Annotated in this window: 13 protein-coding genes; 10 read left to right on the plus strand and 3 right to left on the minus strand. The window is 60.8% G+C overall.

Features of this window, described 5'->3' with window-relative positions; all coding sequences use genetic code 11:
• On the minus strand, positions 1–218 hold a 218-nt coding region (locus tag C515_RS18715; RefSeq protein ID WP_028456337.1), incomplete at its 3' end, for a helix-turn-helix domain-containing protein.
• Between the two features lie 220 nt (positions 219–438).
• On the opposite strand from C515_RS18715, the gene C515_RS24445 reads away from it, so the two are divergent.
• The 9 genes from C515_RS24445 to C515_RS0100050 all read left to right on the plus strand — a co-directional run bounded on the left by C515_RS24445 (position 439) and on the right by C515_RS0100050 (position 10,024).
• The gene (locus tag C515_RS24445) at positions 439–1,542 is read left to right on the plus strand and encodes a methyl-accepting chemotaxis protein (RefSeq protein ID WP_051304452.1); all 1,104 of its coding nucleotides are present in this window, start codon (positions 439–441) and stop codon (positions 1,540–1,542) included.
• A gap of 22 nt (positions 1,543–1,564) precedes the next feature.
• Positions 1,565–1,933, plus strand: a complete 369-nt coding sequence (locus tag C515_RS0100015) for a response regulator (protein ID WP_028453846.1) — start codon at positions 1,565–1,567, stop codon at positions 1,931–1,933.
• A 65-nt stretch (positions 1,934–1,998) separates the two neighbouring features.
• Positions 1,999–2,277 carry an STAS domain-containing protein gene (locus C515_RS0100020; protein WP_028453847.1) on the plus strand — a complete coding sequence of 93 codons (279 nt, stop codon included), beginning with the start codon at positions 1,999–2,001 and terminating at the stop codon, positions 2,275–2,277.
• 4 nt (positions 2,278–2,281) lie between these two features.
• Positions 2,282–4,459, plus strand: coding sequence for a chemotaxis protein CheA (locus C515_RS18725; protein ID WP_051304453.1), 2,178 nt, complete (start codon positions 2,282–2,284; stop codon positions 4,457–4,459).
• 56 nt (positions 4,460–4,515) lie between these two features.
• Positions 4,516–6,162, plus strand: coding sequence for a methyl-accepting chemotaxis protein (locus C515_RS23925; protein WP_043647554.1), 1,647 nt, complete (start codon positions 4,516–4,518; stop codon positions 6,160–6,162).
• An 11-nt stretch (positions 6,163–6,173) separates the two neighbouring features.
• Positions 6,174–6,755, plus strand: a complete 582-nt coding sequence (locus C515_RS18730) for a chemotaxis protein CheW (protein WP_081686655.1) — start codon at positions 6,174–6,176, stop codon at positions 6,753–6,755.
• On the plus strand, positions 6,739–7,542 hold the full coding sequence (locus C515_RS0100040; protein ID WP_043647556.1) for a CheR family methyltransferase: 804 nt from the start codon (positions 6,739–6,741) through the stop codon (positions 7,540–7,542). Before C515_RS18730 ends, C515_RS0100040 begins: the two co-directional genes overlap by 17 nt.
• A gap of 128 nt (positions 7,543–7,670) precedes the next feature.
• Complete coding sequence (locus tag C515_RS0100045; protein WP_028453850.1) at positions 7,671–8,786, plus strand: protein-glutamate methylesterase/protein-glutamine glutaminase; 1,116 nt, start codon at positions 7,671–7,673, stop codon at positions 8,784–8,786.
• Between the two features lie 2 nt (positions 8,787–8,788).
• Entirely contained in the window at positions 8,789–10,024 is a 1,236-nt protein-coding gene (locus C515_RS0100050; RefSeq protein WP_028453851.1) for an EAL domain-containing response regulator, read from the plus strand.
• A gap of 166 nt (positions 10,025–10,190) precedes the next feature.
• On the opposite strand, the gene C515_RS0100055 is transcribed toward C515_RS0100050, so the two are convergent.
• Positions 10,191–10,376 carry a hypothetical protein gene (locus tag C515_RS0100055; RefSeq protein WP_028453852.1) on the minus strand — a complete coding sequence of 62 codons (186 nt, stop codon included), beginning with the start codon at positions 10,374–10,376 and terminating at the stop codon, positions 10,191–10,193.
• Positions 10,377–10,399: 23 nt separating this feature from the next.
• Positions 10,400–10,660: a translation initiation factor IF-1 gene (infA, locus tag C515_RS0100060; RefSeq protein WP_028453853.1), complete on the minus strand. Its 261-nt coding sequence runs from the start codon at positions 10,658–10,660 to the stop codon at positions 10,400–10,402.
• Between the two features lie 520 nt (positions 10,661–11,180).
• Between infA and C515_RS0100065 the strand changes: the two genes are divergently transcribed.
• Positions 11,181–11,453 carry an oxidative damage protection protein gene (locus tag C515_RS0100065; protein ID WP_028453854.1) on the plus strand — a complete coding sequence of 91 codons (273 nt, stop codon included), beginning with the start codon at positions 11,181–11,183 and terminating at the stop codon, positions 11,451–11,453.
• The last annotated feature ends 118 nt before the right edge of the window (positions 11,454–11,571 follow it).

Genomic DNA, 11,571 nt, shown 5'->3' on the forward strand with positions numbered 1-11,571 from the left:
TGGCGCAAGCCGGCAACGCCGGCTTCGAGGAAACGGCGTCGCCACAACATGATGGTGGGCGCGGTTGTGCGCAATTGCAGGGCGATTTCCTTACTGGGAACGCCTTCGGCGGTCATGAGGATGATGCGGGCGCGCAGCGCCTGCTTTTGTGGTGTCGAGCCGCGGCGAACCCAGGTTGTCAATTCTTGGAGATCGGCCTCGGAGAGTGAAAGGGTCATTGGTCGTCGCATGTAAACAATGACCTAATAAGTAAAGATTTGTTCCGCCCTATGCACTAGCAGAGGCGCACCGGCACTGTCATTGGCATGACATGGTCCATCAGATAGCGCTTGTATTGGTCTGGCCGGCTTTCTATCCTGACATTTCGTGACTGTCGGCGCGCTGCGCGCATCAGGCAGGCAAGACCTTCGCGGTCTCAAGACAATATCAGGAGGATCCATGCGCCCCCTTTCCGCCACCGTTCTGCACGTTCTGGCGCTGGCCTGCGGCACGACGGGCCTGCTGCTGCTCGCCAGCGGCCCGCTGGCTTGGCTGCTGGCACTGGCCTGCGCCGGCACCGGCGTCGCCGCCCTGCTGTTCGACCGCCGCCCCGCCGCTGCCCCTGAGCTGAGCTTCGCTCCACCGCCCGAACAGGCGCCAGCGGCGCAGGCCGATCTGCTCGTCAGCAAGGTGCTGCCCTTGTGGGACCACAATGTCACGCTGGCCCGCCAGCAAACCGAACAGGCCGCCGACGATCTGGTCACCCGTTTCGGCAACATCATGGCGCAGCTGAAAATGGCGCTGAGCGGCGACCAGCTGGGCTCCAACCAGGTCATCGACGTGATTGCCGGCAGCGAGCAGCAGCTGCAGCAAATCCTCACCACCCTTGAACAGGCCGCGCAGGAACGCCAGCACTTCCAGCAGGAAATCGCCAGCCTGGCCTCGTTCACCGAAGAACTGAAACGCATGGCCAGCGATGTGGCGCACATTGCCGGGCAGACCAATCTGCTGGCGCTGAATGCTGCCATCGAAGCCGCACGTGCCGGCGAGGCCGGGCGCGGCTTTGCCGTCGTGGCCGATGAGGTGCGCAAGCTCTCGACGCTGTCGGGCGAAACCGGCAAGCACATCAGCGCCAAGGTCGAGTCGGTCAATGGCGCCATGCAATCCATGCTGGAGCTGACGCGCAACTATTCCGCGCGCGACCAGCAGACCATCGATGAAACCGGCAGCACGATACGTTCGGTGATCGCCGCCATCGAGCAGGCGGCCGAAACGCTGGGCCGGGACATGGAAGAACTGGTGAGCACCAATCAGTCCATCGAGCGCGACATCAGCGAAGTGATGGTCAACCTGCAATTCCAGGATCGGGTCAGCCAGATCCTCTCGCACATCAGCACCGACATGCAGCGCCTGGGTGATGTGGCCAGCCGTCAGCAGCTGGCGCAACAGAATCCGCAGGAATGGGCCGACCAGCTCAGCAAGAGCTACACCACCCTGGAGCAGCACATCACCGACCGCAGCAAGAGCGCGCTGCCGGCGGAATCCACCATCACCTTCTTCTGATCTGCCGACACGGGGACAACACATGAGCAAAACCATTCTGATCGTTGACGACTCCTCCAGCCTGCGCACCGTCGTCGGCCTCGCGCTCAAGGGCGCCGGCTATGACGTCATCGAGGGTTGCGACGGCAAGGACGCACTGAGCAAGCTCGACGGCCGCAAGATTCATCTGGTGATTTCCGATGTCAACATGCCGAACATGGACGGGATCACCTTCGTCAAGCAGATGAAAACCCTGCCTGCCTACAAATTCACCCCGGTGATCATGCTGACGACCGAAGCGGGCGAAGCCAAGAAGAACGAGGGCAAGGATGCCGGTGTGAAAGCCTGGGTGGTCAAGCCCTTCCAGCCGCAGCAGATGCTGATGGCCGTGCAAAAGCTCGTGTTACCTTGAGACGGCGCAGCAAACCCTTGCCGCTGATCTTTTGAACCTCTGCACCTTGCCAAGCCGGAGCCGCCATGAGCCCCCTGCCGCTGGATAGCGAACAGACGATCTACCAGGTCGCCACCACCCACGAGCAACTGTCGGCCGCCCTGCTCGCCGGGCAGCCGCTGGTGCTGGATTTGTCGACCATCGAGGAATGCGATACGTCCTTCGTGCAGCTGCTGCTGTGGCTGCAGGCCAAGTGCCGGGAAAAGCAGCAGCCGCTGGCGCTGGGCGACCCCTCCCCCCGGCTGGCGGCGCTGCTGGCGCAACTGGGGCTTGCCGATGCCCTGACCTTCGGCCGCGCGGAGTAATGCCATGAATCTCGACCAAGCCATGCAGGCCTTTTTCGACGAGGCCTTCGAACTGCTGCAGCAGATGGAAGCCATCCTGCTGGATGCCGAAAGCACGCAATCCGACCCCGAACTGCTCAACGCGCTGTTTCGTACCATTCATACCATCAAGGGTTCGGCCGGGCTGTTCGCACTGGATGACATCGTCGGCTTTACCCACCAGGTCGAGAACGTGCTCGACCGCCTGCGCGGCGGCGAACTGGCACTGACCGAGACACTGACCAGTCTGCTGCTGCGCTGCCACGATCATGTCAAGGCCATGCTGCAGGCGCTGGCGAGCCATGGCACCGCGCCGGATGCCACCCTTGGCCACGCCCTGCTGGCCGAGCTGGCGGGGCTGTCCGGCCAGGCCGGTGCAGCGACGCCCGGCGAGCCCTCTGCGGAAGCCACCGCTGCGGCGGCTCATCAGGACTGGCTGCTGTATCTGGGCTTCGGGCCCGATGTGCTGCGCCATGGTCTCGACCCGGCCAGCTTTCTGAGTTATCTCGCCACGCTGGGCCACATCGAGCAGGTCATCCCGCTCTACTCCGGACTGAACGCCGTCAGCGATTACGATCCGGAACAGAACTACCTGCAGCTGGCGCTGCGCTTTGCCGGCCATTGCGACCTCGCCACGCTGCACGATGTCTTTGAATTTGCCCGTGAAGACAGCCATATCCTCATCGCCCCCCTGGCCGACGCCGCGCGGCAACTGGCCGATGCCGGCGGCGCGCTGCCCGAAGCCGAACTGCAGCAGGCCCGCCAGAGCTGGCTGGCGCTGGGGATGATGGAAGGTGGCAAAGTAGCGCATGCCGCAGACCAGGGGATGGCTGCGAAAATCGAAACAGTTGCCGGAACGCCGCCGCCGGGCACCGGCGACCCGGCCGCCAGTCCCGTTGCCGCAAGCAAAAAGGTGAAAGCCAATGAGCGCGCAGGCGAAAGCCGCTTTCTGCGGGTCGAGGCCGAAAAGCTCGACAATCTGATCAATCTGATCGGCGAGCTGGTCATCGCCGGCGCGGCCGGCAATCTGCTGGCACAGCAAACCGGCAGTACCGCCCTGCAGGAATGGAACCAGGGTGTCAGCGGGCTGATCGAACAGATCCGCACCGGCGCACTATCCATGCGCATGGTGCAGGTAGGCGAGATTTTCAATCGCTTCCCGCGCGTGGTGCGCGATGTGTCCAAAGAATTGGGCAAGGAGATCGAGCTGAAGATTTCCGGCGCCGATGCCGAACTGGACAAAACCATGGTCGAAAAGCTTGGTGACCCGCTGATGCATATCGTGCGCAATGCGATGGATCACGGCATTGAAGGCACCGAGCTGCGCCGGCTGCGCGGCAAGCCGGCGCAAGGCACGGTGCGGCTCAATGCCTACCACGAGTCCGGCAGCATCGTGATCGAAATCAGTGACGACGGCGGCGGACTGAATCGGGAGAAAATCCTGAAGAAAGCCATAGACCGCAGCCTGATTGCGCCGGATGCCCAGCTGGCGGATCAGGAAATCTACGCACTGATTTTCGAGCCGGGCTTTTCCACGGCCGATCAGATTACCAACATTTCCGGACGCGGCGTCGGCATGGACGTAGTGCGGCGTAGCATCGAAGCCTTGCGCGGCATCATCAGCATCGATTCGGAGCTGGAGGTCGGCACGGTATTCCGCATCCGCCTGCCACTGACCCTGGCAATCATTGATGGCTTCATGGTTCAGGCAGGCGACGCCATCTTCATAGTACCGCTGGAAAGCATTGTCGAGTGCGTCGAATTGCCCGAAGAGCAAAGCGGCAACAACAGTTGCGATCACCTCAATCTGCGCAACGAACTGCTGCCCCTGCTGCGTCTGGCCACGTTTTTCGAGCTGCCACACCCCACCCCGCCACGGCAGAACGTTGTCATCCTGCAACTGGGTGATCGCAAGGCCGGGCTGGTAGTAGACCGCTTGCTCGGCGAATTCCAGACCGTCATCAAACCACTGGGCAGCATGTTCCGCAGTCTGAAACCGATCGGCGGATCGACCATTCTTGGCAATGGCCAGGTGGCGCTGATTCTGGACGTCAATGAACTCGTCACCCATGTCATCAACCGCGACGCCGTCAAATACAGCCTGGCGGCGGATCAGGCTCATTTGGGCAGCGCCCAGGCCAAGCCACAGCACATGCGCCAGTAATTCAACCTTCCGCCTGAATCTGCAAGCACATAACAGCAACAACAAGGAGCATCACGATGAGCGCACTGCTAAGCGGTTTGAAAACCAAGTTTGTTTTTCTCGCGATTCTGGTCGCCGCCATCGTCAGCCTGATGGGCTGGCGTGGTTATGAAAACGTCAAGCAGATCGAAACGCAGGCGAAGGCGAATGCTGAAAAAAGCCTGAAGATCGCCTCCGGCATCAGCGACTTGCAAAGCGCCAACTCGGACTTCAAAACCCAGGTTCAGGAATGGAAAAACATCCTGCTGCGCGGCGACACACCAGAAGATTATGAAAAATACCTTAAAGCCTTCAAAAAAGGGCAGGACACGGTACAAAACGATCTGAAAGAGGTCAGGAAGCACTTTGCCGAGCTGGGGGTGGCGACCGCTGATATCGACCAGTTGCTCAAGGAGCATGAACGACTGTACGGCCAGTATCTGGCCGCGCTCAAACTCTTCGAGGAGAAAAAACCGAATGCCGGCAAGCTGGTCGACAAGGCCGTGCGCGGCCTGGATCGCGCAACCGCACAAGGCATGGAGAAACTGGCCGAATCATTGCAAAAGCAGGCCACCGAAATGGTACGGGCCGATGAAAAAGCCATGGAAACGCGCATCGCCGACAGCGCCAATACCGTGATCCTGCTCGGGGCAGGCGCAGTTGCCGTGCTGATGGCACTGCTCTTCATGGTGGCCTTCAGCGTGCTGCGCCAGCTCGGCGGAGAACCGCAACGGGTAATGCTCGTCATGAATCAGCTGGCCGCTGGCAACCTTGCAGTTTCGCTGCCAGTCCGCGCCAGTGACCGCAGCAGCCTGGCGTTCGCCATCAACGTCTTGATCGAAAAGCTCAAGAGCATCATTGCTGATGTGAAAGTCAATGCCGACAACCTGTCGGGCGCGGCGCAGCAGTTGTCCTCAACCTCGCAAAATCTCTCGCAAATGGCGAGTGAATCAGCCGCCAGCATCGAAGAAACCTGTGCCTCCATTGAAGAAATGAGTTCTTCGATCAACCAGACCAACGATAACGCCAAGGTTACCGAAACCATTGCCGCGAAAGCCATGCGCGAAGCCAGCGAGGGCGGCAGCGCGGTGAGTGAAACGGTCAAGGCAATGCGCCAGATCGCCGAAAAGATCCGCATTATCGATGACATCGCCTACAAGACCAATTTGCTGGCGCTCAATGCCGCCATCGAAGCGGCCCGCGCCGGCGAGCATGGCAAGGGCTTTGCAGTGGTGGCTGCCGAAGTGCGCAAACTGGCCGAACGCAGCCAGATCGCCGCACAGGAAATCACCGGCGTAGCAACCAGCAGCGTTGCTCTGGCAGAACGCGCAGGCAGCCTGCTGGAAGAAATCGTGCGCTCCAGCACCAAAACCGCCGATCTGGTGCAGGAAATCGCCGCAGCTTCGAATGAACAGGCCAGCGGCGTCAACCAGATCAATAGCGCCGTGCAACAGATCAACAGTTCGACGCAGCAAAATGCCTCCAGCAGTGAAGAGCTGGCAGGTACGGCCGAGGAAGTTAGCGGCCAGGCTGCGGCTTTGCAGGACATCATGGGCTTTTTCACCCTGGGACAGGACTCACAGCGTGATAGCGAAACCGCCCGCTTCCCCCTGCCTGCCGCAAGCAAGAAGCACAACCGCGCCGTACCCGCCGCGCCGGATGAGCATGATTTCGTGCGCTTCTGAAAGGAGAAACCATGACAGCCCTGACCTTGCAGCGCAGCCAGCATGGCCGGTCTGCGGCAACCGACGAGCATGAACCCGATGCAGGGCAGTTTCTTACCTTCCAGCTGGGTAACGAGACCTTTGCCATCGACATTCTGTGCATCCGGGAGATTCTGGAATATGAGTATCTGACCGAAGTGCCGCTGATGCCGGACTTCATTCGCGGCGTAATGAATCTGCGCGGCGCAGTCGTGCCGGTAATCGACTTGGCGCTGCGCTTTCACCGCCCGCGTACCGAACTGGGAAGGCGCAGCTGTGTCGTCATTATCGAGGTGCACGATGAGGACGAAGACCGCCTGCAACTGATCGGCATTCTGGTGGATGCAGTAAATGAAGTACTCGCCATCAATTCGGCCGACATCGAGGCTGCGCCGCAATTTGGCAGCAAACTGCGCACGGATTTCATTGCAGGCATGGCGCGTCTTGATCAGCGTTTCATCGTGCTGCTGAACGTGCCCAGAGTACTGTCCATTGAAGAAATCACCCTGCTTTCGCGCCTGGATGAGGGTGGCGACAGCATTGCGGCAGGCGGTTGCGATGATGGAATTGAGTGACGCAGCCTTTCGGCGCTTCAGCACCTGGATGCGCGAGCAAGCCGGCATTCATCTGCCGGCCGAGAAAAAGCCGCTGCTGCAACAGCGGCTGCTCAAACGCCTGCGCGCGCGCCAGCTCACCAGTTATGAAGCTTACTTTCAGCTGCTGTTACAACCCGCCGAACAAGCGGAACGGGTGCTGGCCGTTGATCTGCTGACCACCCATGAAACCTATTTTTTCCGCGAACCCGAACATTTCAACTGGCTGCGGCGCTATCTGCAGCAGCACCCGCCCAGCCAGGCGCTGCGAATCTGGAGCGCAGCCTGCTCCAGTGGCGAAGAGGTCTGGAGCCTGGCCATGCTGCTGGCGGATGAGCGCGGCCTAGCGTCTGACTGGCACATCACCGGCAGCGACATCAGCCAGCCAATGCTGGAGCGCGCCCGTGCGGCGCATTACCCGATGCAGCGCATCGACAGCATCCCCCCCGCCTACCTGCAGCAATGGTGTCTCAAGGGCGTGGGGACGCAGGATGGCACATTGCTGATCGATCCCGTTCTGCGTCCCAAAACCACATTCACGCATGTCAATCTGGCGCAGGATCTGCCACACATGCACGCTTTTCATATTGTATTTCTGCGCAATGTGCTGATTTATTTTGATCAGGCCGGCAAAGCAGCCATTTTGCAGCGCATTCTGCACCGCTTAGCCCCGCAGGGTTACCTGGTTGTGTCGCACTCGGAAAGTCTGCAAGGCCTGAACGTCAATTTGCGCTCGATCCAACCGGGCGTCTATCGCAAGAGCGAGTAATCGCGCCCGGGCATTTTGCTCTTCTGCATTCCTTGGACGGGGCGAGCGCTGGGCTTACTCGCCAGAAAACCGCATTAATCTGGTTGAACTTGCCCGAATGTCTGGGCAGCAGACAGGAAGACCTTCGCATGATCAAGGTTCTTGTAGTTGATGATTCCGCCGTGATTCGCCAAGTCGTGACCGACATTCTGGGTGCGGCCCCCGGCATCAAGGTGATCGCCACCGCCAGCGACCCGCTATACGCGCGCGCGCGCATGGACAAAGAGTGGCCGGATGTCATTGTGCTGGATGTGGAAATGCCGCGCATGGATGGCATTAGTTTTCTGAGGCAGCTAATGGGTGAGCGGCCCACACCAGTCGTCATCTTGTCCACACTGACCACCAAGGGTTCGGCCACCGCGATTGAAGCGTTGCGGGCCGGAGCGGTACAGGTGCTTGCCAAGCCATCGCTGGCAGTCAAACAGCAGTTGCAAGATGAATCAGCCTCGCTGGTGCAGGCGGTGCGGGCTGCGGCGGGAGCACGAGTCGGGCTGCTAAAGCCTCCAGCAAGCGCAAGTCAGGCAGGCGCGGCAATCGCGCCTGGCCCGCAGTCCGAGGCCTTGCTGAACTCTCGCCCCAAATTGTCCGCCGATGCCGTGATCGCCCCCCCCGCACTCGGCGCCATGATCCAGACCACCGAGCGCATCGTGCTGATCGGTACATCGACCGGCGGTACACAGGCGCTGGAGTTGATCCTCACCCAACTGAGCCGCACCTGCCCGCCCATCGCCATAGTGCAACACATGCCCGAAGCCTTTACCGCTTCATTCGCCAGGCGCTTGAACGAGTTGTGCCAGATTGAAGTCCGAGAAGCCGCATCGGGTGACCGCTTGCGCAGCGGTCTGGCACTCATCGCACCGGGAGGCAAGCATTTGATGATCAAGCGCAGCGGCGCGCAATACCTGGCCGACGTCGTCGACGGCCCACTGGTCAGCCGCCACCGCCCCTCGGTGGATGTGCTGTTCCGCTCCGGCGCGAAATTCGCCGGCCGCAATGCGGTCGGCATCATCCTGACCGGCATGGGCGATGATGGCGCGCGCGGGCTCAAGGAAATGCACGATGCCGGCGCGCGCACCTATGCCCAGGACGAGGACAGCTGCGTGGTGTTCGGCATGCCGAAGGAAGCCATCAAGCTGGGCGCCGCCGACGAAGTCGTCAGCCTCGCGCGCGTGCCGCAGCTCATCGAACAGGTCGGCAGGGGCTGAACATGCTGCCCGAACACCTGCGCTACCCGGTCTACATCGTTGACGACTCGGCGGTGCAGCGCAACCACGCCGCCAATCTGTGTCGCGAGCTGGGCATGACGCAGATCACACAGGCCCATGATGGGCTGGAAGCACTGCTGGCCTTGAAAAACGGGCAGGTCACGGCCGACTTGATGCTGCTTGACCTGGAAATGCCGGGACTGGATGGTATCGCCCTGCTGCAGGAATTACAGCGCCTGAAGCTGGCACTGCGCGTTATCGTCATGAGCACCCGTGAAGCATCGCTGCTTGCAACGCTCGAACACTTGCACCAGGATGCCGGCGTGAAGGTGCTGGCTGCGCTGCAAAAACCAATCAACGTGGAGCAATTGCGCGCAGCACTGCTAACGCAGGACAGTCCTCCCGCCAGCACCACCGCCTTACCGGCGTTTGCTCCTGCCGAACTGGAGACTGCGTTTGGCAGGAATGAAATCCAATTGCTGTATCGGCCCTGCATTCGGCTCGGCAGCGGACTGATTCAAAGCGTCATCGTTACGCCTTGCTGGCAGCATGACCAGTTTGGCCAGCTCTGCAGTGAGGAACTGCTGCAGCACATCCCACCACGGCTTGATGATGAAACTCTGTACCGGCAACTGCTTGATGACGCCTTGCTCCGCGCACAACACTGGCTTCAGCGCGGCCTTAAGCTCTCCGTGCAAGTCAGCCTTCCGCACCGTTTGCTTGAACAGCGCATGTCCGCCAAACTGCTTGAGCAGCGCCTGCTGCAATTCGGCCTGCAGCCCGGAATGCTGGTCATCAAGATTGCAGACTGGGATGGTGCGCGTGACAGCGCAAGCATCGCGGCCAACCTGGGGCAATTGCGGCTGATGGGTTTCGGCATCGCCATTGCCGACCGCGGCAACGGCTTTGCCTGGCTGGAACAGCTGGGCAGCATTCCCTTCAACGAATTCCATCTGGACGCCGGCTTTGTACAGCGCGCCAGCGAGCGCGAACTGACACGCATCATTCTGGAAAGCATGATTCAACTGGCCCACCGGCTTGAACTGAAAACGGTGGCGCCGGGGCTGGACAAGGCGGAAACCTGGCAGCTGCTGCAGGGACTGGGCTGCGACTTCGCCACCGGGCCGCTGATCAGCGGCCTGCTCGGCGGTGAGGATGTGATTGGCTGGATCAGGGAAAACAGCGAACGCTTGCGGCAGCAGGCCAGGCAGGCGCTGCCGGCGCATCCGGGCACATGAGGGGTGTCGCGGAAGTCCGGCTTTCAGCGGGAATCCAGCGCCGGGCAGAACCGGCAGGCCGGCCTTGCAAGCGCTGACCGATAAACCTGCATCGGGGTATCAGGCCGCAGCCCTTTCACAAAAAGGGCCGCATTGCCATACCCGGATGAGTAGATCGGGTTTTTCTTCAGTGGCGGCTCGCCGCAATATAGGCATTGCGGTGATAGTTGGCGCTGCTGATGCCCATCGGGCTGCGGAAGGTCACCTGAATCTGGCGACCTGTCGTCTGGATGGCGATGACTTCAAAACGGACAGTCTGGCCATCCAGGTGTTGGGCGAAGCAGTCGCCCGGCTGTAAATCGCGAATGATCAATTGGTTTACCTGTTAAACGAACTTCAGCGGCGACGCGGCGTAAACGCCCCGCCACCCACCGGAGCAGTGGCGTAACGGAAAGTGATCCGCCCCTTGCTCAGGTCATAGGGCGACATTTCCACTTTCACTTTGTCGCCTTCCAGCACGCGAATCCGGTTGGTCTTCATCTTGCCCGAAGCGTAGGCGAGGATTTCCACGCCATTGTCCAGGGTTACGCGGAAACGCGACTCCGGCAGAACTTCGTTGACGGTACCTTCAAATTCAATGCCTTCTTCTTTGGCCATGGTGGTTCTCCGCTGGCGCTGCCGGCCACACGGCGACAGCGCAGAATTGAAATAAATTGCGCAACCTGGCCGAGCCGCCGGAAAACACCGGCGCAAAACGGGCAAGGAACGCAGCAAGGCCTGCGCGACAGCAACTCTGGATCAGGGGAAGGCCAGATGGCGACAAGCTCAATGGCAACAAGAGGGGCGCTTCCGGATGCACACGAAAGGCGGGCCACAGGGGCTGGCGGGCTTGCAAACTGTATGTTCAGGCTCGGCCAGCTTTGCTTACTCTGCTGACCAGAAGCCGCACTATACCCGAAACCGCGATGGTGTCAGCAACATTTTTTTGCCTTCCCGACCAGCGGATGCGGCGCGGCACCGGTTTCGGTCACGAATTGCGCCTGCCGCAGGCAATGAAGACAGCAACTGCGGGCGGACAGGCTGACCACCGCTGCGCAGCAGTTTACAATGGGCGTTTGCTGCGGCCAGGCCGCAGTTGCCGGGCAATTGCCCATCCCGATTTCACTGGAGTAGCGTCATGAGCCGTACCATTCACTGCGTCAAGCTGGGCCGCGAAGCCGAAGGCCTGGATTTTCCGCCCCTGCCGGGCGAACTGGGCAAAAAGCTGTTCGACAGTGTTTCCAAGGAAGCCTGGCAGGCCTGGGTCAAGCACCAGACCATGCTGATCAATGAAAACCGCCTGAATCTGGCCGACCCGCGTGCGCGCCAGTACCTGCAGCAACAGCTGGAGAATTACTTCTTCGGCGCCGGCGCCGATGCCGTGGCCGGCTATGTGCCGCCACAAGGCTGATTTGTAACACGCCGGTGGCATGATACAGCGCCCCGCAGCGGGCCCGGGCGGACTGGTTGAGAAACCGGTCCGCCCATGGCCGCACCAGCCCATCGATTAATGCAGGATGACGAGAAGA

The organism is Chitinilyticum litopenaei DSM 21440, from assembly GCF_000428145.1.
Taxonomy (GTDB): Bacteria; Pseudomonadota; Gammaproteobacteria; order Burkholderiales; family Chitinibacteraceae; genus Chitinilyticum; species Chitinilyticum litopenaei.